The sequence below is a fragment of the Paraburkholderia phymatum genome (genome assembly GCF_040965635.1).
GTDB classification, from domain to species: domain Bacteria; phylum Pseudomonadota; class Gammaproteobacteria; order Burkholderiales; family Burkholderiaceae; genus Paraburkholderia; species Paraburkholderia phymatum_B.
Genome location: NZ_JBFRCH010000001.1, coordinates 499,857 through 521,653 on the forward strand (window position 1 = coordinate 499,857; position 21,797 = coordinate 521,653).

Annotated in this window: 18 protein-coding genes; 7 read left to right on the forward strand and 11 right to left on the reverse strand. The window is 64.3% G+C overall.

The window, feature by feature from the left end:
- Nucleotides 1-239 precede the first annotated feature (239 nt).
- Complete coding sequence (locus AB4Y32_RS02280) at nucleotides 240-2,129, forward strand: ABC transporter ATP-binding protein/permease (RefSeq protein WP_368719774.1); 1,890 nt, start codon at nucleotides 240-242, stop codon at nucleotides 2,127-2,129.
- A gap of 27 nt (nucleotides 2,130-2,156) precedes the next feature.
- On the opposite strand, the gene murU is transcribed toward AB4Y32_RS02280, so the two are convergent.
- Nucleotides 2,157-2,876, reverse strand: coding sequence for an N-acetylmuramate alpha-1-phosphate uridylyltransferase MurU (gene murU, locus AB4Y32_RS02285; protein ID WP_368719775.1), 720 nt, complete (start codon nucleotides 2,874-2,876; stop codon nucleotides 2,157-2,159).
- 7 nt (nucleotides 2,877-2,883) lie between these two features.
- Nucleotides 2,884-3,990, reverse strand: a complete 1,107-nt coding sequence (locus tag AB4Y32_RS02290; RefSeq protein WP_368719776.1) for an aminoglycoside phosphotransferase family protein — start codon at nucleotides 3,988-3,990, stop codon at nucleotides 2,884-2,886.
- Nucleotides 3,991-4,216: 226 nt separating this feature from the next.
- Between AB4Y32_RS02290 and AB4Y32_RS02295 the strand changes: the two genes are divergently transcribed.
- From AB4Y32_RS02295 to gloA, 6 genes are all read left to right on the forward strand, one after another.
- The gene (locus AB4Y32_RS02295; RefSeq protein WP_368719777.1) at nucleotides 4,217-6,583 is read left to right on the forward strand and encodes an LPS-assembly protein LptD; all 2,367 of its coding nucleotides are present in this window, start codon (nucleotides 4,217-4,219) and stop codon (nucleotides 6,581-6,583) included.
- A 239-nt stretch (nucleotides 6,584-6,822) separates the two neighbouring features.
- Nucleotides 6,823-8,202, forward strand: a complete 1,380-nt coding sequence (locus AB4Y32_RS02300) for a peptidylprolyl isomerase (RefSeq protein WP_368719778.1) — start codon at nucleotides 6,823-6,825, stop codon at nucleotides 8,200-8,202.
- A 14-nt stretch (nucleotides 8,203-8,216) separates the two neighbouring features.
- The gene (gene pdxA / locus AB4Y32_RS02305) at nucleotides 8,217-9,218 is read left to right on the forward strand and encodes a 4-hydroxythreonine-4-phosphate dehydrogenase PdxA (protein WP_368719779.1); all 1,002 of its coding nucleotides are present in this window, start codon (nucleotides 8,217-8,219) and stop codon (nucleotides 9,216-9,218) included.
- A gap of 20 nt (nucleotides 9,219-9,238) precedes the next feature.
- Nucleotides 9,239-10,069, forward strand: coding sequence for a 16S rRNA (adenine(1518)-N(6)/adenine(1519)-N(6))-dimethyltransferase RsmA (rsmA, locus tag AB4Y32_RS02310; protein WP_087734071.1), 831 nt, complete (start codon nucleotides 9,239-9,241; stop codon nucleotides 10,067-10,069).
- Between the two features lie 206 nt (nucleotides 10,070-10,275).
- Complete coding sequence (locus AB4Y32_RS02315) at nucleotides 10,276-11,403, forward strand: porin (protein WP_368719780.1); 1,128 nt, start codon at nucleotides 10,276-10,278, stop codon at nucleotides 11,401-11,403.
- Between the two features lie 111 nt (nucleotides 11,404-11,514).
- Nucleotides 11,515-11,901, forward strand: a complete 387-nt coding sequence (gene gloA, locus AB4Y32_RS02320; protein ID WP_368719781.1) for a lactoylglutathione lyase — start codon at nucleotides 11,515-11,517, stop codon at nucleotides 11,899-11,901.
- A 43-nt stretch (nucleotides 11,902-11,944) separates the two neighbouring features.
- On the opposite strand, the gene AB4Y32_RS02325 is transcribed toward gloA, so the two are convergent.
- From AB4Y32_RS02325 to ybeY, 9 genes are all read right to left on the reverse strand, one after another.
- Complete coding sequence (locus AB4Y32_RS02325) at nucleotides 11,945-12,802, reverse strand: M48 family metallopeptidase (protein WP_368719782.1); 858 nt, start codon at nucleotides 12,800-12,802, stop codon at nucleotides 11,945-11,947.
- 69 nt (nucleotides 12,803-12,871) lie between these two features.
- Entirely contained in the window at nucleotides 12,872-13,630 is a 759-nt protein-coding gene (locus AB4Y32_RS02330) for a lysophospholipid acyltransferase family protein (protein ID WP_368719783.1), read from the reverse strand.
- Nucleotides 13,631-13,667: 37 nt separating this feature from the next.
- Nucleotides 13,668-14,228: a D-glycero-beta-D-manno-heptose 1,7-bisphosphate 7-phosphatase gene (gene gmhB / locus AB4Y32_RS02335; protein WP_087734066.1), complete on the reverse strand. Its 561-nt coding sequence runs from the start codon at nucleotides 14,226-14,228 to the stop codon at nucleotides 13,668-13,670.
- 10 nt (nucleotides 14,229-14,238) lie between these two features.
- Entirely contained in the window at nucleotides 14,239-16,338 is a 2,100-nt protein-coding gene (gene glyS, locus AB4Y32_RS02340) for a glycine--tRNA ligase subunit beta (protein ID WP_368719784.1), read from the reverse strand.
- Nucleotides 16,339-16,353: 15 nt separating this feature from the next.
- Nucleotides 16,354-17,361 (reverse strand): glycine--tRNA ligase subunit alpha, encoded by a 1,008-nt coding sequence (gene glyQ / locus AB4Y32_RS02345; protein ID WP_368719785.1) that lies wholly within the window; start codon nucleotides 17,359-17,361, stop codon nucleotides 16,354-16,356.
- Nucleotides 17,362-17,603: 242 nt separating this feature from the next.
- Complete coding sequence (gene lnt, locus AB4Y32_RS02350) at nucleotides 17,604-19,349, reverse strand: apolipoprotein N-acyltransferase (protein ID WP_368719786.1); 1,746 nt, start codon at nucleotides 19,347-19,349, stop codon at nucleotides 17,604-17,606.
- Between the two features lie 34 nt (nucleotides 19,350-19,383).
- The gene (locus AB4Y32_RS02355) at nucleotides 19,384-20,280 is read right to left on the reverse strand and encodes an HlyC/CorC family transporter (RefSeq protein WP_368719787.1); all 897 of its coding nucleotides are present in this window, start codon (nucleotides 20,278-20,280) and stop codon (nucleotides 19,384-19,386) included.
- 293 nt (nucleotides 20,281-20,573) lie between these two features.
- A complete protein-coding gene (locus tag AB4Y32_RS02360) occupies nucleotides 20,574-21,227 on the reverse strand; it encodes a gamma-glutamylcyclotransferase (protein ID WP_368719788.1) in 654 nt (217 codons plus the stop codon).
- 100 nt (nucleotides 21,228-21,327) lie between these two features.
- Nucleotides 21,328-21,789, reverse strand: a complete 462-nt coding sequence (gene ybeY, locus AB4Y32_RS02365) for an rRNA maturation RNase YbeY (RefSeq protein WP_368719789.1) — start codon at nucleotides 21,787-21,789, stop codon at nucleotides 21,328-21,330.
- Between the last annotated feature and the right edge of the window lie 8 nt (nucleotides 21,790-21,797).

Below are 21,797 nucleotides of genomic sequence, written 5' to 3' on the forward strand. Positions count from 1 at the left end.
TGAGCCGACAGCGGCAGCGGCGGATCTCACGACAACGGCACGACGGGAACTGCAAAACGACGCTGGGTCAGCGCTGCGAAAGCGGTGCCAGCCGGCTTCTGCGACAATATCGCCAATCGGGAATTGTACGGGAAAGCGCATGCCGGAGCGCATCAGGCTCCAGCGCGCTTCAGGCGCGTCGCCCGTCACATTCCCCATCAGTCACGCGTCAAGCGTGCAGGCTCCTCCACAAAGCAATCATGCGTCGCTATTCCGCTTCGTCCGAACCGCCGCCGATCTCGAACCAGCCGCGCAACGACTGGCAAACGATCGTCTCGCTGCTGCCGTACCTCGCGACGTACAAGTGGCGCGTCGTGCTGGCGCTCAGCTGCCTGATCGGCGCGAAGGTCGCGAACCTCGGCGTTCCCGTCGTGATGAAGCGCATCGTCGACAATCTCGCGTCGGTGCAGCATCTGACCGCGCTCGGGCGCGCGACGAATGCGCCCGGCATCGTGCTGCTCGGCGGCGTCGGGCTGCTGGTGGTCGCGTATGCCGTCGTGCGGCTGTCGACGTCGCTCTTCACCGAGCTGCGCGAGATTCTCTTCTCGAAGGTGACGGAAAGTGCCGTGCGCCAGCTTGCGCTGAAAGTGTTCCGGCATCTGCATTCGCTTTCGCTGCGTTTTCATCTGGAGCGGCAGACGGGCGGCATGTCGCGCGATATCGAGCGCGGCACGCGCGGCATCACGCAACTGATTTCGTACTCGCTGTACAGCATTCTGCCGACGCTCGTCGAAGTCGGTCTCGTGCTGGGCTTTTTCGTCGTCAAGTACGAGGCGTATTACGCGCTCGTCACGTTCGCCGCGCTGGCCGCGTACATCACGTACACCGTCAAGGTGACGGAGTGGCGTACGCATTTTCGCCGCACGATGAACGAACTCGATTCGAAGGCGAACTCGCGCGCAATCGATTCGCTGTTGAACTACGAGACGGTCAAGTACTTCAACAACGAAGAGTGGGAAGCGAAGCGCTACGACGAAAATCTGAAGCGCTATCGCGCGGCGGCGATCAAGTCGCAGAACTCGCTGTCGGCGCTGAACTTCGGCCAGCAGGCGATCATCGGCATCGGGCTCGTGTTCATCCTGTGGCGCGCGACGCAAGGCGTGATGGCGGGGCGCCTCACGCTCGGCGATCTCGTGCTGATCAACACGTTCATGCTCCAGCTCTACATTCCGCTGAATTTTCTCGGCGTCGTGTATCGAGAGCTGAAGCAGAGTCTCACCGATATGGACCGCATGTTCACGCTGCTCGGCGCGGCGCGCGAAGTGCCCGACGCCCCCGATGCGCTGCCGCTTTCCGTGCGCGGCGCGCAGGTGGGCTTCGAGCACGTGAGCTTCGCGTATGAACCGTCGCGGCCCATTCTGCACGACGTGTGCTTCACGATCCCGGCGGGCACGACGACGGCTGTGGTCGGACATAGCGGCTCGGGCAAATCCACGCTCGCTCGCCTGCTGTTCCGTTTCTACGATCTGGACCGCGCGACGGGCGGCGCGATTCGCATCGACGGACAGGATATTCGCGGCGTGACGCAGGATTCGTTGCGGGCGTCGATCGGCATCGTGCCGCAGGACACCGTGCTCTTCAACGACACGATCTACTACAACATCGCGTATGGCCGTCCAACGGCGACACGCGACGAGGTGATCGCGGCGGCGCGCGCGGCGCACATTCACGAGTTCATCGAGAGCCTGCCGAAGGGCTATGAAACGCCCGTCGGCGAACGCGGGTTGAAGCTGTCGGGCGGCGAGAAGCAGCGTGTCGCGATCGCGCGCACGGTGCTGAAGAATCCGCCCATTCTGCTTTTCGACGAAGCGACATCCGCGCTCGACTCGCGCTCCGAGCGCGCGATCCAGCACGAGCTCGATCAGATCGCGCGCGAACGCACGACGCTCATCATCGCGCACAGGTTATCGACGGTCGTGCACGCGCAGCAGATCATCGTGATGGACAAGGGGCGCATCGTCGAGCGCGGCACGTTTGCCGAACTGATTTTGATGGGCGGGCTCTTCGCGCAGATGTGGGCGTTGCAGCAGGAGCGCGCGGCGCACGCCGAAGAAGCGGTCGAAGAGCAGGGGAATGGGGAGCGGCACTAAAGCGCCGCGTGCCTGCTCTTCTAACGCTTACGCGTTCTGCGCCACCAGTTGCCGGTCGAGCGCATCGAGCTGCGCCGGCGTCCCGACGTTCTCCCACAATCCTTCATAAAGCTCGCCGCTTGCGCGCTTCTGCGCAATCGCCTCGCGATAATACGGCGTGAGCGCGCGACGCGTGCCCGGCGCGAGATCGCGAAACATCCGCGTGTCGTAGAGCCCGATGTTGCCGAACGTATAGCGCGGCGCGCCTTCCAGTGACAACACACCGTCGCTGCCCAGCGCGAAATCGCCTTTTGGATGAAACGCGGGATTGGGAACCATCACCAGATGCATGCCCGGATCAGCCGCTTCGGCAAGCCGCGCGGCGGGCACACGCAGTGCCGCGTAATCGAAGTCGGCGTACACGTCGCCGCTGACGGCCACGAACACCTCCGGCTTGCCCGCGTCTTCGAGCAGCGGCAGCGCCTGCGCAATGCCGCCCGCCGTTTCGAGCGCTTCGTGTTCGGCGGAATAGCGCAGCGAGAGGCCATACCGCGAGCCGTCGCCGAGCGCCGCTTCGATCTGCGCGCCGAGCCACGCGTGGTTGATCACGATGGTCGTGAACCCGGCGCGCGCGAGCCGCTCGATCTGCCACTCGATCAGCGACTTGCCGCCGACCTTCAAAAGCGGCTTCGGGCAGGTATCCGTCAGTGGACGCATCCGTTCGCCGCGTCCGGCGGCGAAGATCATCGCTTTGTTCAAGTTTTTCATCCGTCCGTCAGAAGGTATAGCCGACATCGACGGCGCGGCCTTCGAGGTCATCGAGCAGCTTCGCGAACGGCGCGAGCGGCCGGTAGCGTTCCGCGACCTTGCGCGCATAGCCGATGAAGCGCGGCAGGTCGGCCATGTAATGCGGCTTGCTATCGCGATAGTTGATCCGGCAGAACAGACCCAGCACCTTGATATGCCGTTGCAGGCCCATCCATTCGATCTGGCGATAGAACTCGCCGAAATCGGCATCGACGGGCAGGCCGGCCTTCTTCGCGCGCTCCCAGTAGTACGCGAAGCAATCGAGTTCGAACTCTTCGTCCCAGCTGATGAACGCATCGCGCAGCAGCGACGCGACGTCATAGCTGATCGGGCCGTACACCGCGTCCTGGAAGTCGAGCACGCCCGGGTTCGGGCTCGCGATCATCAGGTTGCGTGGCATGAAATCGCGCAGCATGAAGACCTGCGGCTGCGCGCGCGCGCTCGCGATCAGCAGCGCGAACGTGCGGTCGAGCACGCCGCGCGTGTTGTCGTCGACCTCGCGCCCCAGGTGCCGGCCGATGAACCACTCGGGCATCAGCTCCATCTCGCGGCGCAGAAACGCTTCGTCGAACGGCGGCAGCACGTCCTCGCGCGAGGCGAGCTGCCAGCGGATCAGCGCGTCGAGCGCATCGCGCATCAGCTTTTTCGCGTCGCCGGCGCTGCCTTCGTTGAGCGCGCCGAGATACGACCGCGTGCCGAGATCCGTCACGAGCATGAACCCCGCATCGAAATCGACTTCGAGCACGCGCGGCACATGCACGCCCGCGTCCGCCAGCAGACCCGCGATCTGGACGAATTCACGGCATTTTTCGGGCGGCGGCGCATCGACGGCGATCACCGTCGCGTGGGCCGGATCGCTCGCGCCAATGTCAGCGCCGCAATCGCCGCCCGTTCGCGCGAGGCGGAAATAGCGGCGAAAGCTGGCATCGGCGGACGCGGGCGCGAGCGTCGCGAGCTCGAGTCCGTAGCGGTCGGTGTGGGTGCGCAGCCAGGCGCTCAGAAGATCGAGGCGATGATCCGCGCGCGAAGCAGCGGAGGTGGCAGAAAAAGCGGAGGAAGCAGGGGGAGGCGTCATGAAATGCTGGTGACAAAATCGGGGTGGGCAACGTCTTGCCATATAATACCCCACGACTTTTTTGACGCGACTCGCGTCAGTTCTCGCGCATCTCCCGGATCGCCCGCCTTACCGCTGCATGAATCGTCAATAGTTGTGCATTCGAAGCTCGACTGCACGGGCGGCAGCTTGTGATCGATGAGCCGGGTGGATGAACTGACCGCAGAGCCGATACGCCAAACGATACATGCCGCCTAACAAGCTTTTCCCAACCACTTCCTCCTCTGACGGCCTGCCGCGCAGAAGGCGGCTCGCGGCGGCGCTGGTCGCCGTGCCGGGCCTGCTGCCCGCGCTCTCGCACGCGCAGCTGGCGGGAGAGGCGGCGCAGGCGCAGCCGATAGACGCGCCGTGGGGCCTGCGGCTTGCTCCACAACTCGAAGAACATCGGACGCCCGACGGTCAGAGCCCCGCGACCTTCGTGCTCGGCGACTCGACGACGGGCACGGCCGACCAGGACATCGCCGCAAAAGGCTCGGCCGAAGTTCGCCGCGGTTATTCGGCGCTCAAGGCGGACGCGCTTCATTACGATCAGGATACGGACATGGCCGATGCTTACGGCAATGTCCATCTGTCGGGCAACGGCAGTGTGTTTACGGGGCCTGAAGCGCACATGAAGGTGGAGTCGAGCGAAGGCTTCATAACTTCGCCGAAATACCACTTCAACGCGACGGGCGGCTCGGGCAGCGCGGAGCGCGTCGATCTGCTCGACAACGAGCGCTCGGTGTTCACGCGCGGCACGTACACGGCGTGCCAGTGCACGGACGACCCCGCGTGGTACATCAAGGGCAGCGAGTTCGATTTCGATTCGGGCGCCGACGACGGCGTCGCGCACAACGGCGTGCTGTTCTTCCAGGGCGTGCCCGTGTTCGCGAGTCCGTGGCTGTCGTTCCCGCTGTCGGGCGCGCGGCGCAGCGGTCTGTTGCCGCCGACGGCGTCGCTCAGTTCGACCAACGGTTTCGAGCTGTCGCTGCCGTACTACTTCAACGTCGCGCCGAACCGCGATCTGACGCTGACGCCGCGCATCCTGTCGAAGCGCGGCGTGCAGACGCAAGCGAATTTCCGCTATCTGTCGCCCACCTATAGCGGGTCGATCACGGGCGAGTTTCTGCCCAACGACAAGATCACGAAGACGAACCGCTACGCGCTGTACATCCAGCACAACCAGAACTTCGGTTCGGGCTTCGGCGGGTACATCTACTACAACAAGGTCTCGGACAACACGTATCCGGAAGACCTGGCGTCGACGACGAACCAGTTCCTGAACGGCACGCAGCTGCTGTATCAGCAGGAAGCGGGGCTCACGTACAACAACGGTCCGTGGTCCGTGCTCGCGCGCGAGCAGCACTGGCAGACTCTGCCGCCGTCCACTGCGCCGTACGGCCGCGAGCCGCAATTGAACGTGAAGTACACGAAGTACAACGTCGGCGGCTTCGACTTCGGCGCGGAAGCGGACTACACGCGTTTCCGGATCACGACGGCGGACTCGACGGAAGGCGATCGTGTCGTCTTCAATCCGTATCTGTCGTATTCCGTCGTCGGCCCCGGCTACTTCGTCACGCCGAAGGTGCAGTGGCACTTCGCGTCGTACGACCTGAGCAACATCGGCACGGGCGCGCCTGCCGGCCAGCCGAAGAACTTCACCGAGTCGGTGCCGACGTTCTCGTTCGACACCGGCCTGATCTTCGACCGCTCGGTGCGCATCTTCGGCGAGGACTATATCCAGACGCTGGAACCGCGTCTGTACTACGTCTACACGCCATTTCGCAACCAGAACTTCGCGCCGCTGTTCGATACGGCGGAGTCGGACTTCGGCCTCGCGGAAATCTTTACGCCGAACACGTTCGTCGGTAACGACCGCATCGCCGATGCGAACCGCCTGACGGCCGCGCTGACGACACGTTTCCTGAACCCGGCGACAGGCGACGAACGCGCGCGCTTCGTGATCGCGCAGCAGTACTATTTCCGTGATCAGCGCGTGACGCTGAACCAGTCGCAGACGACTGAGCAGGCGACGCATTCGGACCTGATTCTCGGCGCGTCGCTGAAGCTCGGGGCGGGTTTCGCCTCGGAAACCGCGTTCCAATATAATGCGGACAACAACCAGCTGGTCAAAACCAGCGTGGGCTTCGGGTACAGCCCGGAATCGGGCAAAGTCATCAACGTCGGATACCGTTACACGCGGGCCAACACGACGCTGGACAACCAGCCGATCAACCAGCTGCTGATCTCGGGCCAATGGCCGCTGACGCACCGCTTTTACGGCGTCGGGCGGATCAATTACGACCTGAAGGGACATCGCGCCGTCGACGCGCTGCTCGGCGTGCAATACGACGCGGATTGCTGGACGCTCGGCGTCGGCTTCCAGCGCTACGCAAACGGGATCAACTCGACGGGCGGCCAGACGGCGGGCACGCGGGTGCTTGCGCAGCTGACGTTCAAGGGGCTTTCGAGCGTCGACAACGGGCTGATGTCCGCGTTCCGCGCGAGCGTGGCGGGCTATACGCCGCTGCCGCCTCCGCCGCCGCCCGAATCGCAGTTCAACAACTACGAGTGACCGGGGCGCGATCGGGTCGCGAACGACGGATGCCGCGCCGTTCGCAGAAGGGAAAGGCAACTGTGTTGCATAGGATCGGAGTAAGGCGCTGGAGCGCCGGCTCCCGTCGACCGCAATCGCGTTGCATGGGACCAGAGCAAGGCATGGGACGGGAGTACGCGCCAAAGCGCCGACTCCCGTCGACACGCCGACTTTGGTCGACAGACGGGCCGAGCGTGCCCGACATCATTGGAGTATCTGTGGCAATCATGAAAAAGCTTCGCCTGGCAACGTTCGCGACCGGCCTCGCTGCGGCCGCATCCATTCTGTTGGCGGCTCCGGCGCACGCGCAGGCGCTGAACGGCAACAACAACGCGCAACCCGTCGATACGATCGCGGCTGTCGTCAACAACGGCGTCATCACGCAGCGCGAACTGGACATGCGCGTCGGCCTGATCACGAAGCGGCTGAACCAGCAGCACGCGCCGATTCCGCCCGCCGATCAGCTGCGCCAGCAGGTGCTCAATCAGATGGTGCTGGAGCGCATCCAGTTGCAGAAGGCGCGCGAAGACGGCATCACCGTCGACGACGCAACGCTGCAGCGCACGCTCGAACGTCTCGCGCAGGCGAACAACATGCCGCTCGAAATGTACCGCGCGCGCATCGAGGCGCAAGGCGTGCCCTGGACGACCTTCACGGGCGACGCGAAGACGGAGCTGATCCTGTCGCGTCTGCGCGAGAAGGAAGTGGACAGCAAGATCACGGTGTCGGATGCCGAAGTGGCGAACTACATTGCGAGCCAGCGCGGGCCGACGGCGGGTCTCACGTCCGAGCTGCACTTCGAGCACATCTTCCTGAAGGCGCCGCTCAACGCATCGCAGACGGACATCGAGGCCGCGCAGGCCAAGGCGAATTCGCTGCTTCAGGAAGCGTCGAACGGCGGCAACTTCGCAAGGCTCGCGAAGGCCAATTCGCAGGCGGCTGACGCATCGAAGGGCGGCGACATGGGCTTTCAGCAGCCGTCGAAACTGCCGGCCGAATTCGTGACGGCGGCTTCGACGCTGCGTCCGGGCCAGGTCAATCCGTCCGTGATCCGCACCAACGACGGCTTCGAGATCGTGCGCCTCGTCGAGCGCCGTTCGGGCCAGGGCGCCACGTCCGCCGATTCGACGAAGCTCGTACAGACCCACGTGCGGCACATCCTGCTGCGCGTCGGCGAAGGCATGTCGGAACCGCAGGCACGCGAGAAGCTCCTCGAAATCAAGCGCGACATCCAGTCGGGCCAAGGCGACTTCGACAAGTTCGCGCGCACTTACTCGCAGGACGGCTCGTCGTCGCAAGGCGGCGATCTCGGCTGGATCAGCCCGGGCGAGACGGTGCCCGAGTTCGAGCGGGCGATGAACTCGCTGCAGGACGGCCAGATCAGCGAACCCGTGCGAAGCGAATACGGCTACCACCTGATCCAGGTACTGGACCGCCGCGAAGCTGAAGGCTCGGTTGCGCAGCAGATGGATCTCGCGCGTCAGGCCATCGGCCAGCGCAAGGCGGAGCAGGCATATGCCGACTGGCTGCGTGAACTGCGCGACACCGCGTATGTCGACTACAAGGTAGGCCCCATCACGGGCACATCGATGCAATAAATTCCGGAGCCGTCATGACCGCTGACCAGCCCTCGAACGCACCGCTGAATATCGCGATTACCACGGGCGAGCCGGCCGGCGTCGGTCCTGAACTGACGGCGATGGCGCTCGCCGCGGCGGGCGCGCATTGGCCCGATGCGCACTTCACGGTGCTCGGCGACAGCGGCCTGCTGGCCGAGCGCGCGAAGGCCATCGGCATCGACTGGGCTGCGCAGCAGGGGCGCCGCATCGCGACGCAGCATCACGCGCTCGCCGCGCCCGCGCAAGCGGGCAAGCTCGATGCGAAAAACGGTCCGTACGTGCTCGGCCTGCTCGACGCCGCGATCGACGGTGCGCTCGCCGGCACGTTCGATGCAATCGTCACCGCGCCGCTGCAAAAGAGCACGATCAACGATGCGGGCGTGCCCTTCACCGGCCACACCGAATATCTCGCCGAGCGCACGCATACCCCGCACGTCGTGATGATGCTCGCGGGCACGGGCGCGCGGCCGCTGCGTGTCGCGCTCGCGACCACGCACCTTCCGTTGAAGGACGTGTCGGCGGCATTGACCGTCGATGGGCTCGTCGATACGTTGCGCATCATCGATCACGATCTGCGCCATCATTTCGGCTTGCCCGCGCCGCGCATTCTCGTCACGGGTCTGAATCCCCATGCGGGCGAGAACGGCTATCTCGGCCGCGAGGAGATCGATGTGATTTCGCCCGCGCTGAAGCTCGCCGACGAGCAGGGCATCGACGCGCGCGGCCCCTATCCCGCCGATACGCTGTTCCAGCCGCGCTATCTGAACGAAGCCGATTGCGTGCTCGCGATGTTCCATGACCAGGGCCTGCCCGTGCTCAAATACGCGACGTTCGGCGAGGGCATCAACGTGACGCTGGGCCTGCCCATCATCCGCACTTCCGTCGATCACGGCACGGCGCTCGATCTCGCGGGCACGGGCCGCGCGGATGCGGGCAGCCTGATCGCCGCCATCGATACCGCCGTTTCCATGGCGCGCAACCGCCGCGCCGCGTGACTTTTTCGTAAGCTTCTTCGATGTCCAACAGTTCAAGCAGACAGCACCAGGGCCACTTTGCGCGCAAGCGCTTCGGACAGAATTTTCTCGTCGACCTCGGCATCATCGATTCGATCGTCGACGTGATCCGTCCGCAACGCGGCGAACGCATGGTCGAAATCGGGCCGGGGCTGGGCGCGCTCACCGGGCCGCTGATCGAGCGTCTCGCAACGCCCGAAGCGCCGCTGCATGCCGTCGAACTGGACCGCGATCTGATCGGGCGCCTGAAGAAGAAGTTCGGCGATCTGCTCGAACTGCACGAAGGCGACGCGCTCGCGTTCGACTTCGGCTCGCTCGCGGCGGAAGGCGACAAGCCGACGCTGCGCATCGTCGGCAATCTGCCGTACAACATTTCGAGTCCGCTGCTGTTTCATCTCGCCACTTTCGCCGGGCGCGTGATCGACCAGCACTTCATGCTGCAGAACGAAGTGGTCGAGCGCATGGTCGCGGAGCCTGGCAGCAAGGCGTTCAGCCGGCTTTCGGTGATGCTGCAGTACCGCTATGTGATCGACAAGCTGCTCGACGTGCCGCCCGAATCGTTCCAGCCGCCGCCGAAAGTGGATTCGGCCATCGTCCGCATGATTCCATATGCGCCGCATGAGTTGCCCGTCGTCGATGAAAAGACGCTCGGCAACCTGGTCACGGCGGCGTTCTCACAGCGTCGCAAGATGCTGCGCAATACGCTGACGAGCTATCGCGATACCGTCGATTTCGAGGCGCTCGGCTTCGATCTGCAACGCCGCGCCGAAGACGTGCCCGTCGAAGAGTATGTGGCCGTCGCGCAGGCCGTTTCGCGCGCAGCGGGCGGTTAGCCGGAGATCATGCAACGCCGCTCGTTGCATTCGCACGGATCAGTGTAGACAGCCCGCAACACGCGGGCTTTCTTTTATCTTTCTGACGCATCACACAGATTAATCTTACGCATTTGCCTGCGCTCGCCCATTCGCGCCGGCCGCCGCACCGCTTTATGACTTTCCCTGGCAATTCGGTCCGAATGCATGCTGCTTGAGGAGACGGTATGACGATGGTGAGCAAGGGGCTTCTGTTTTGCGCCTGCATGGCGCTTGCGCCCGTGTTGACGGCTACGACGGCGCACGCGCAATCGAGCGTTACGCTATACGGCATCGTCGACGAAAGCGTCCGCTATATGACGCACGTGAACACGAAGGGCGATTCGAGCGTGGGCCTCGGCAACGGCGGCATGTCGGAAAGCCGCTGGGGCTTGCGCGGCGTCGAGGACCTGGGCGGTGGCTGGTCCACCTTCTTCAAGCTCGAAAATCGCATCTTCATCAATAGCGGCCAGAGCGACCCGACTCTGCCGTTCTTCAATGAAGCGCAGATCGGCGTGCAGTCGTCGTCGTATGGCAAGCTGATTTTCGGGCGCATGCCGAACGTGCTGATCGAGGGCATCACGATCGGCGGCTACGGCAGCAATCCGTGGATTCCGTACGACTTCAGCTTCCAGCCCGAAGTGACGATGTCGGGCGGCATCTGGACGAGCAATCAGGTGCAGTATCAGGCACGAACGCATGACCTGTTGTTCTCGGCGGCCTATGCGTTCGGCGGCGTCGCCGGGCATATGTCGTATGGCTCGCAGTTCGGCGCGGCGGCCGCTTATACGCCGCACGGCGGGCCCGTGAATTTCGGCGGCGCGTACGAGGAGACGCGCGATTCGGTGAACGGCAGCACCGCGAAAGCCTGGACGTTCGGCGCGTCGTACACATGGGATCAGACGCGCTTCGCGCTCGGCTATATCGTCAATCGCAACGACCCGGGCTTTTCGAACTTCGCGAACGGACCGTTCACGGCCCCCGTGCTGGCCGCGCTCAAGTACACGGACTTTTCACGCCGGCGCATGATACTGGGCGGCATCACGCAGCAGGTGGGCGCCGCATGGCATTTCGCTGCGAACGTGTGGCGGACCTTGCAGGACGGCAAGACGCATGCGCAGGACGGCTCCGCGTGGCAGTATCAACTGGTCGCCGACTACAACCTGTCCAAACGCACGGACGTCTATGTCGAAGCCGATTACGCGCTGTATCGCGGCGATCTGATCGGCGCGCAATTGCAGGGCGTCAACGGCGTCGGCCTCGCGCAGAAGGGCTCGCAGATCGGCATGATGGCGGGGCTGCGGCATCTGTTCTGAGCACGCGGCGCATGTGAGCGAGAACGCCGCCGTGATTTCGCCGTCAGCGGGTGCGCGGCTTTTTCTGTACATTGTGGTCCTCGACATCATCAAGCAACTGGGGAGTACACGATGCGCCTTCTTCACACGATGCTTCGAGTCGGCAATCTCGACCGCTCGATCAAGTTCTACACGGAACTGCTTGGCATGAAAGTGCTGCGCCGCAATGACTATCCGGAAGGCAAGTTCACGCTCGCCTTCGTCGGCTACGAAGATGAAAAAGACGGCACGGTGATCGAGCTCACCCACAACTGGGACACCGAGTCGTACGAGATGGGCAATGCATTCGGCCACCTCGCCGTCGAAGTCGACGATGCGTATGCGGCATGCGAGAAGATCAAGCAGCAGGGCGGCACGGTGGTGCGCGAAGCCGGTCCGATGAAGCATGGCGCCACGGTGATCGCATTCGTCACCGACCCGGTCGGCTACAAGATCGAGTTCATTCAAAAGAAGTCGTGATGTAAAAACGAAAGCGCCGGATGATGAGTCCGGCGCTTTTGCTTTACAGCGTAGGCAGCAACTCGGGCGGATGATGCTTGAGCGTCTGCCGCGCTTCCTTGAACTCGGGGAAGATCGATTCGACAGTCTGCCAAAAGCGCGGACTGTGGTTCATCTCGCGCAGATGCGCGAGCTCATGTGCGGTCACATAGTCGATGATCGACAGCGGGAAGTGAATCAGCCGCCAGTTCAGCCGGATCTTGCCGTCGCTCGAACAACTGCCCCAGCGCGTCGCCGCCGATGACAACGCATACGCGCGATACGTGACGCCCAGCTTCTGCGCATACACATCGAGACGTTCACCGAAGATGCGCTTCGCCTCGCCTTGCAGCCAGCCTTGCACGCGGTCCTTGATCTGCTGCGGATCGGCGTGCGCGGGCAACGGCAACGCGAGCACATTCTGTTCGGCATCGAATGCGACGAGGCCGTTCGGCGCCACAAGCGTCACGCGCACGGTCTGTCCGAGATACGGCAACTCGGCGCCGTCTTTCCAGTCGACGCGCGGCATCACGCGCTGTTCGGTGCGCGTCTGCCATTCGGTGAGCTTCGTGAAAATCCAGCGCTGCTTTTCGACGATCGCTGTTTCGATGTCTGTGAGCGTGACCCAGCGCGGCGCCGTGATCGTGAGACCCGTGCTGTCGATCGCGAAGCCGATCGAGCGGCGCGACGAGCGCTTCAACGCGTAATACAGCGTGCGCGCGCCGAGCGTGACGCTGCGCAGTTTCGAACCGTCGGGAGCAAGGGGAACGGCGGGCTTGGACTGCGGCGGCGCGGCAGACTGGCCCGGCTCGTCGAAGAGCGGCAGATCGAGTTGCCGGCTATCGAGCGCCGCAGCAGGCTGCGGCTTTGGAGACTTCTGCATCGGACTCACTTCGCGCTGATACGTCGCGCAAGGCACGCATGTTGCACATGTCTGTTGCGGCGTGGCGCGTCAGATACGGGCGGCGGCGGGCGTATTCTGCTCGACACCGTAGGCGGCTGGATCGATGCGGCGCATTTCTGCCTCGATCCACGTTTCGACGCGCGTGTTCACTTCGTCGGGCGTGAGCCCGGTGGTGTCGATCGGTTTGCCGATCGACACTGTGACTATACCCGGATATTTCGTAAACGAGTTGCGGGGCCACACGCGACCCGCGTTGTGCGCGATGGGAACGACGACTGCGCCCGTCGCGACCGCGAAGCGCGCGCCACCCGTCTTGTACTTGCCTTGCTTGCCCGTCGGCGTGCGTGTGCCTTCGGGGAACATGATGACCCACGCGCCTTCCGACATGCGGCGCGCGCCCTGCCTCGTCACCGACGCAAACGCGTTCTTGCCTTCCTTGCGGTCGATGTGAATCATCTTCAGCAAGCCGAGCGCCCATCCGAAGAACGGCACGTACAGCAGCTCACGCTTGAACACATAGCACAGCGGGCGCGGCATCAGCGCGGGGAACGCGAGCGTCTCCCACGCGGACTGATGTTTCGACAGCAGCACGGCCGGACCGCGCGGCAGATTCTCGATGCCTTGCACTTCGTAACGGATGCCGTTCAGCACGCGCACGACGGCGAGCGTCACGCGGCACCAGCCGACGGCCATCCAGTAGCGGTTGTCGGCGCGCAGGAACGGAAACGCGAGGAAGCACGCGGTCGCGTACGGAATCGTGAAGACCGCGAAGAAGATCAGCAGCAACAGCGATCGGATGAAGCGCATCGGTGTGGTCGGTGAGATGAGGGCGCGCTCGTGCGCGTCATTCTTGTTCTTCGGCAAGGAAGTCGAGTGCGAAGGCGCGCAAGTCGTCGTGCACGCGCGTGCCTTCGGGCAGGCCGCCTGCCGCGAGCGTCTTCTTGCCCTTGCCCGTCAGCACCAGATGCGGGATGAAACCGAGCGCGGCGGCCGCCTGCAGATCGCGCAGCGAATCGCCGACCGCGGGTGTTTCGGATGGCTCGATCTCGAAGCGCTCGGCAATCAGCTTCAGCATGCCGGGCTTCGGCTTGCGGCACTCGCAGTGATCTTCCGCCGTGTGCGGGCAGAAGAACACCGCGTCGATGCGCGCGCCGACAGCCGCTGCCGCGCGATGCATCTTCAGATGCATCGCGTTGAGTGCATTCATGTCGAACAGACCGCGGCCGATGCCCGACTGGTTCGTCGCGATAGCCACGCGATAACCGGCCTGATTCAGCCGCGCGATCGCTTCGAGGCTGCCGGGCAGGGCGACCCACTCGTCGGGCGACTTGATGTACGCGTCCGAGTCGACGTTGATCACGCCGTCCCGGTCGAGCACCACGAGTTTCTTTGCGCTAATCGGCATGATGTGGTGCTCAGGCGGCGAGGCGAGAAATATCGGCGACGCAGTTCATCTGCTGATGCAGCGCGCCGAGCAGCGCGAGGCGATTCGCGCGCAGCGCCGGATCTTCGGCATTGACCATCACGTCGTTGAAGAACGTATCGACGGGTTCGCGCAGCGCCGCGAGCGCCGACAGCGCGCCCGTGTACTGGCGCTCGGCCAGTTGGGACTGCACGCGCGGCGTGACCTGTTCGAGTTGCGCATGCAGCGCCTTTTCGGCCGCTTCGATGAGCAACGCGATATCCACGCCGTCGACCTTCGCGCCTTCCGACTTCTTCAGGATGTTCGAGATGCGCTTGTTCGCGGCCGCAAGCGATGCTGCGTCCGCGAGCGCCGCGAATTCGCGCACGGCATCCAGACGCTCGACGATGTCGTCGAAGCGCGTGGGGTTCAACGCGAGCACGGCATCGACTTCGCCGACGGCATAGCCGCGCTCGCGCAGCAGGCCGCGCAGACGGTCGATGCAGAAGTCGTAGATTGCTTGCGTCGAATCGGTGACATTCGGCACGTTCGCGAATTGCGCGTAAGCGGCGCGCAGCAGTTCGACGAGATCGACGGGCAACTGCTTCTCGACCAGAATGCGCAGCACGCCGAGCGCGTGACGGCGCAGCGCGAACGGATCTTTTTCGCCCGTCGGCTGAAGGCCGATGCCCCAGATGCCGACGATCGTTTCGAGCTTGTCGGCGAGCGCGACGACCGTGCCCGTCGCCGTCGACGGCAATGCGTCGCCGGAGAAGCGCGGGTGATAGTGCTCCGTGCACGCGAGCGCGACCTCTTCCGGTTCGCCGTCGTGGCGGGCGTAGTACGTGCCCATCGTGCCTTGCAACTCGGGGAATTCGCCGACCATGTCGGTCAGCAGGTCGGCCTTCGCGAGATGCGCGCCGCGCTTCGCGAGCGCGACGTCCGCGCCGATCATCTGCGCGATCACGGCCGACAGTGCTTCGACACGCTCGACGCGTTGCAGCGCCGAGCCGAGCTTGTTGTGATAGACGACGTTCGCGAGTTGCGGCACGCGCTCGGCGAGCGGCTTCTTCTTGTCGTGCTCGAAGAAGAACTTCGCGTCGGCGAGACGCGGACGCACGACACGCTCATTGCCTTCGACGATCTCGACAGGCGTCTTCGTCTCGATGTTCGATACGATAAGAAAACGCGAGCGCAGCTTGCCGTTCGCATCGGTGAGCGCGAAGTACTTCTGGTTCGTCTGCATCGTGAGGATCAGGCATTCCTGCGGCACTTGCAGGAACTCGTCTTCGAACTTGCATGCGTAGACGACGGGCCATTCGACAAGCGACGTCACTTCGTCGAGCAGCGACTCTGGCATCACCACCCGATCGCCGTTCGCGTGCGCGAGCAGATGCTCGCGGATCGCTTCCTTGCGGTCCGTGAAGCTCGACACCACGTGGCCCTTGTGCATCAGCGTGTCGGCGTAATGATCCGCGTGCTGGATCTGCACGTAGCCTTCGGACAGGAAGCGGTGGCCGAGCGTCGTGTCGTCGGCGTCGATGCCAAACGCCGTGATGGGCACGACATGGTTGTCATGCAGCACCGTCAGACGATGCACGGGGCGCACGAACTGCACGTTCGAGCCGTCCGGGCGCTGATACGTCATGACCTTCGGGATGGGCAGCTTCGCGAGCGTTTCGTCGAGCGCGGCTTGCAGTCCTTCGGCGAGCGTCGCGCCGGGCGCCGCGTAGCGCAGGAAGAACGCGTCGGCCTTGCCGTCGTTCGCGCGTTCGAGTTCGTTCACCGAGAAATCGGGGAAGCCGAGCGCCGCGAGCTTCTTCGCGAGCGGTGGTGTGGGCTGGCCGTTCGCATCGAGCGCGACGGAGACGGGCAGCACTTTTTCGCGCACGTGTTTTTCCGGCGCGACAGTGCGCACGTTCTTCACGGTCACGGCGAGGCGTCGCGGCGTGGCGTAACGCTGGAACGACAGTTCGCCTTCGATCAGATCGCGCGCGGCGAGGCGTTGCGCGATGCCTTCCGCGAACGCGTCACCAAGACGCGCGAGCGCTTTGGGCGGCAGTTCCTCGGTCAGCAGTTCGACGAGCAGGGTGGCTTGATGGGATTGCGTCATGTCTTCTTGGTCTCGTCAGTCCTGATCGATCTTGCGTTCGACTTTGAGCGGCGGCGCCCACGCGGGCAGCGCGGCGTCCTGTTCGTCGGTGGTGAGGCCGGGCACGCGGTGCACGGGATTGCCGAGCATCGGAAAGCCGAGCTTTTCGCGCGAGTCGTAATACGCTTGCGCGACGAGGCGTGACAGCGCGCGAATGCGGCCGATGTAAGCCGCGCGCTCCGTCACCGAGATCGCGCCGCGCGAGTCGAGCAGGTTGAACGTGTGAGCGGCCTTCAGCACGAGTTCGTATGCGGGCAGCGCGAGCGGCACTTCGATCATGCGCTTCGCTTCGCTCTCGTAGCTGTTGAAGAACGTGAACAGCAGGTCGGTGTTGGCCTGCTCGAAGTTGTACGTCGACTGCTCGACTTCGTTCTGGTGATACACGTCGCCGTAAGTGAGACGGCGCAGTTCGGGACCGTTCGGGCCTTCTTCTTCCCATTCGGTCCAGATCAGGTCATAGACGTTCTCGACCTTCTGCAGATACATCGCGAGGCGTTCGAGGCCGTAGGTGATTTCGCCGAGCACCGGCTTGCAGTCGAGGCCGCCCACCTGCTGGAAGTACGTGAACTGCGTCACTTCCATGCCGTTCAGCCACACTTCCCAGCCGAGACCCCAGGCGCCGAGCGTCGGATTTTCCCAGTCGTCCTCGACGAAGCGCACGTCGTTCTGCTTCAGGTCGAAGCCGAGCGCTTCGAGCGAGCCGAGGTACAGGTCCAGAATATTTTCCGGCGCGGGCTTCAGCACGACCTGATACTGGTAATAGTGCTGCAGGCGGTTCGGATTCTCGCCGTAGCGGCCGTCTTTCGGGCGGCGCGACGGCTGGACGTACGCGGCGCGCCACGGCTCGGGGCCGATCGCGCGCAGGAACGTATGGACGTGGGACGTGCCCGCGCCGACTTCCATGTCGATCGGCTGGAGCAGCGCGCAACCCTGCTTGTCCCAATAGGATTGCAGCGTCAGGATGATTTGCTGAAACGTGAGCATGAAGAGCCTTGAAGGTGCCTTTCAGGCAGGACGCGGATGCCGTGCGGCTGGCGTGACGCGATGGCCTTGCTGGCCGTCGATCAATCAGCCGGCCGGTTGCGCGGCCCAGTGCTGTAAAACCCTGAATTTTACCGGATTGCCGGTTGGCTTGAGACTTTCTGGGGCCTGGTGATTGCCAGGCGACTCAACGGGGGCGCGCCGTTGTGCTTGTTATGGTTGCGCCGCCCGTTGCTCAGGGCCTGTCAGGCGTCGCGATTGCGCTTTGGGTTGTCGCTCGCGCCGCTTTTGCCGTTCTTGCCGTTCGACCGTTCGCGGCCCGGACCGAACGCGAAACCGAACGCGAGGAACAGCAGCGATACCGCGAGCACCGTGTAGTTGCCGCTCGTCACGTACGGCGTCTTGCCCGTGGTGCCCTGAACGACGGCCTCGATCGAGCCTTCCGTGAACGTCGGTAGCCGCGCGATCACGTTGCCGCGCGCGTCGATGGCGGCCGTCGCGCCCGTGTTCGTCGCGCGCAGCATCGGGCGGCCCGTTTCGAGCGAGCGCATGCGCGCGATCTGCAAGTGTTGATCGAGCGCGATCGTGTTGCCGAACCATGCGAGATTCGTCGAATTGACGAGCACGCCTGCGGGCGTGTCGCTTTCGCGCACCGTGCGCGCGATTTCCTCGCCGAAGATGTCCTCGTAGCAGATATCGACGGCGATCGGCTGGTTGTGCACGACGAACGGCTTTTGCACGGGCGCGCCGCGCGCAAAATCGCCGAGAGGAATCTTCATCAGGTTCACGAACCAGCGAAAGCCCCACGGCACGAACTCGCCGAACGGCACGAGATGATGCTTGTCGTAGCGGTACACGCCCGCCTCGCCCGGCGTGATGCCGAACAGGCTGTTCGTGTAGTCGACGACGTGGCCCTCCGCCGTGATCGTGCCGCCGATCGCGCCGAACACGATCGACGTATTCGTCGAATCGGCGAAACGGCGCACGGCCACCGCGAACGACTCGGGAATGGCCTGCGCGAGCACGGGAATCGCGGTTTCCGGCGTGACGACGAGATCGGCGGGCTTCGCGGTGATCATCCGCTCGTATTCGTCGATCGCTGCCTTCACGCCCGACTCTTCGAACTTCATGTCCTGCTTCACGTCGCCTTGCAGCAGGCGCACGGTCAGCGGCGCATTGGCGGGCGTCGTCCACGCGACGAGCGGCAGCAGCAGGCCCGCTGCGATCAGTGCGACGGCGATCGCGGCGGGCGTGACGACGCGCGATACGTGTGATGAACCATTCGCCGTGCCGGAGCCGTTCGCCGTGCCGGAGCCGTTTGACGCCGCACGCGAGCGCAGCACGGCTTGCGCGATCAGCGCGGCGGCGAGCGTCATCACCCAGCCGACGCCGTACACACCCGCAACGGGCGCGAATCCGGCAAACGGGCCGTCGACCTGCGCATAGCCGCTCGCGAGCCACGGAAAGCCGGTGAACACCGTGCCGCGCAGCCATTCGCCGATGGCCCACGCGCTCGCGAAAGCGAACGCGCCGTGCCACGTCGGCGAAAACGGCTGGAAGTCGGCGAGCTTGCCGTTGCGCGCATGTCCCGCGCAGAACGACCAGATGCCGGCAGCGAGCGCCGGATAGATGGCCAGATACAGCGAGAAAAGCACGAGCGCCGCGCCCGCGAGCGGCGCGGCCATTCCGCCGTAGAAGTGCATGCTCACGTACAGCCACCACACGCCCGTCACGTAGTTGCCGAACCCGAACGCGAAGCCGGTGAGGGCGGCGCTCCTCCAGCCCGTCGTGCGCGTGAGCCACGCGAAGAAGAAAGCGAAGATCGCCAGTTCGAGCCAGCCGCCGTGCGGCGTCGGCGCGAACGACAGCGTGTTGAGCGCGCCGACGGCGGCGGCCGTGAGGTAGTGCCACCACGGCAGCACCCGTGCGCCTCTATCGGCTGCGTCGGGTGTCACGCCGCGGCGCAGACGGGAAGTGATCGGGTCGGCCATTGTTGCGTGGTCGGCTTGATGAGAACTGTGGAAATCAGGTTTGCACGTGCTGTGCGTCGCGTTCGCGCTGTCCGGCGAGCGGATCGCGGCGCACGAGCAGCATGTGGATCTGCCGCGCGTCGGCGCGCAGCACTTCGAAGATCAGCTCGTCGAGCTTCACCTTCTCGCCGCGATGCGGCACGCGTCCGAAATGGTGCGTGACGAGTCCGCCGATCGTGTCGACTTCCTCGTCGGAGAAGTGCGTGCCGAACTCTTCGTTGAACTGCTCGATCTCGGTCAGCGCGCGCACGCGGAAGCGGCCGTCCGGCGACGCGATGATGTTGCCGCTTTCCTCGTCGAAATCGTATTCGTCCTCGATGTCGCCGACGATCTGCTCCAGCACGTCCTCGATCGTGATGACGCCCGCAACGCCGCCGTATTCGTCGACGACGATCGCGATGTGATTGCGGTTCACGCGGAAGTCGTGCAGCAGCACGTTCAGGCGCTTCGACTCGGGGATGAACACGGCGGGGCGCAGCATGCCGCGCACGTCGGCTTCTTCTTCGGCGTAGTAGCGCAGCAGGTCTTTTGCGAGCAGCACACCGATCACGTTGTCGCGGTTGCCCTCGTACACCGGGTAGCGCGAGTGCGCCTTTTCCAGCATGTACGGAATGAATTCGTCGGGGGAGTCCGCGATGTTGATCGCGTCCATTTGCGCGCGCGGAATCATGATGTCGCGTGCGCAGAGCTCAGAAACCTGGAACACGCCTTCGATCATCGACAGCGAATCTGCGTCGATCAGATTGCGCTCGTGCGCGTCTTGCAGGATTTCGAGGAGTTCGCCGCGAGAATCGGGCTCAGGCGAGATGAAATCGGTCAATCGCTCAAGGAGCGAGCGTTTTTCCTGGGGTTTGTCGCTGGTGTGGCGTCGACTGGGATACGTGTCGTTCATGGTGGTGCGCCCCGAAAAGCCGGGCGCGCTGTTGCAGAGCGTTAAGGATACACCACGCTCATGGCAGGACTGTGTCCCGGCGCACGAGGCGGTGCAAAGCGCAGTTCCCGGCGCAGTTGTTGCCGTTTGATGGCAAAGACGTCCAGCGGGGCAACGCTCGCTTTTATCCTAACTGATATCGGAGCGCCGGGGGGCGCATGGTCAAAATTGCCCGCTGCTTCTTTTCGGCAGGCCTGGCATGCCTGCCATGCCGACGCGGTTGGCCGCATTTTCGCCGCGCGGCGGCGCAGCCCTTACTTGCGGCAGCGCGCAAGCAGCGCCTCCAGCGCGCGATCGGGCATGCCGCTCTCGCGCAGCGCTTCGACGGTGCGGTTCACGTAGTCGAGCGTCGTGCCGTAGCGTCCGGACGCGCAGCCGAGCACCGTTCTTACCACTTCGTCGGAAAGCTTGCCCGTGTATGACGGCACGTCGCGGCGCATCACGAACGCGAGCGCTTCGATGCGCCTTCCGTCGCCGAGCACGCACGGCAGCCACGCGGGACGGTACGAGCCCATCGCCATTTCGCGGCGCCATAGCGCTTCGAGATGCGGCATCGCGCCTTGCGCAGCGAGCCGGAACGCGATGCCGCTGCACGAGCCGCCGCGATCGAGTGCGAGCACGAGGCCCGGCTGCTCCGGCGTGCCGCGATTGACGCGCGACCACAGATACAGCCCGCGATGATAGCCGTGCACGCGCGAGCGCATCGCTTCGACGGTCGGCAGGCCAGGGTTCCAGATTAGCGAGCCGTAGCCGAAGAGCCAAAGGTCGCGCTTGCCGTCCCAGTCGCGCAGCGAGCAATCGAGCGACGCGCGCAGCTCATCGTCCGTCAGCAGGCGCGATTCGCCGAGCGACGGCGGATAGCCGGAGCAGGGCTGAGGCGGCGTCGGTGAGGAAAGGGGCTGGCTCACGTGGGTTTCGATCGATGGGCGGCAGGACTTTACTTCAGAACTTGCGATCTGCGGGACGGGGCGGCGATGGCGGCTCTGTCGCCTGGTGCTGCGTCAAGCGTCATTTGTAAGGATCGGGGAAGCCGAGCTTGCCGAGCACTTCGGTTTCGATCGCTTCCATTTCTTCGGCTTCGTCCTCTTGCTCGTGGTCGTAGCCTTGGGCGTGCAGCGTGCCGTGGACGAGCAGATGCGCGTAGTGCGCTTCGAGCGGCTTGCCCTGTTCGTTCGCTTCTTTCTCGACGACAGGGCAGCACAGAATCAGATCGCCCGTCACGGGATCGTCTTCCGATTCCGCGTACGCGAAGGTCAGCACGTTGGTCGCGTAGTCCTTGCCGCGATACGTGCGGTTCAGCGTGCGGCCTTCGTCCGCGTCGACGAAGCGCACGGTCAGCTCGGCGTCGGCGAAAAGCGCGGCCTTGATCCACGCGGCGACGGTTGCCTTGGACAACAGCGCCTTGTGCCCGGGCCACGCTTTTCCAGCGGGAAATTGCAGGTTCAGCGACAGTTTCGGGGCGCGGCTCATGCGGGGTT

Coding starts and splice junctions, on each gene's coding strand:
- AB4Y32_RS02280 (WP_368719774.1), top strand. CDS start 240: ATGCGTCGCTATTCCGCTTCGTCCGAACCGCCGCCGATCTCGAACCAG.
- AB4Y32_RS02330 (WP_368719783.1), bottom strand. CDS start 13,630: ATGCGCTTCATCCGATCGCTGTTGCTGCTGATCTTCTTCGCGGTCTTC.
- AB4Y32_RS02295 (WP_368719777.1), top strand. CDS start 4,217: ATGCCGCCTAACAAGCTTTTCCCAACCACTTCCTCCTCTGACGGCCTG.
- AB4Y32_RS02315 (WP_368719780.1), top strand. CDS start 10,276: ATGACGATGGTGAGCAAGGGGCTTCTGTTTTGCGCCTGCATGGCGCTT.
- glyQ (WP_368719785.1), bottom strand. CDS start 17,361: ATGCTCACGTTTCAGCAAATCATCCTGACGCTGCAATCCTATTGGGAC.
- AB4Y32_RS02290 (WP_368719776.1), bottom strand. CDS start 3,990: ATGACGCCTCCCCCTGCTTCCTCCGCTTTTTCTGCCACCTCCGCTGCT.
- ybeY (WP_368719789.1), bottom strand. CDS start 21,789: ATGAGCCGCGCCCCGAAACTGTCGCTGAACCTGCAATTTCCCGCTGGA.
- glyS (WP_368719784.1), bottom strand. CDS start 16,338: ATGACGCAATCCCATCAAGCCACCCTGCTCGTCGAACTGCTGACCGAG.
- AB4Y32_RS02355 (WP_368719787.1), bottom strand. CDS start 20,280: ATGAACGACACGTATCCCAGTCGACGCCACACCAGCGACAAACCCCAG.
- rsmA (WP_087734071.1), top strand. CDS start 9,239: ATGTCCAACAGTTCAAGCAGACAGCACCAGGGCCACTTTGCGCGCAAG.
- murU (WP_368719775.1), bottom strand. CDS start 2,876: ATGAAAAACTTGAACAAAGCGATGATCTTCGCCGCCGGACGCGGCGAA.
- gloA (WP_368719781.1), top strand. CDS start 11,515: ATGCGCCTTCTTCACACGATGCTTCGAGTCGGCAATCTCGACCGCTCG.
- pdxA (WP_368719779.1), top strand. CDS start 8,217: ATGACCGCTGACCAGCCCTCGAACGCACCGCTGAATATCGCGATTACC.
- lnt (WP_368719786.1), bottom strand. CDS start 19,349: ATGGCCGACCCGATCACTTCCCGTCTGCGCCGCGGCGTGACACCCGAC.
- AB4Y32_RS02325 (WP_368719782.1), bottom strand. CDS start 12,802: ATGCAGAAGTCTCCAAAGCCGCAGCCTGCTGCGGCGCTCGATAGCCGG.
- gmhB (WP_087734066.1), bottom strand. CDS start 14,228: ATGCCGATTAGCGCAAAGAAACTCGTGGTGCTCGACCGGGACGGCGTG.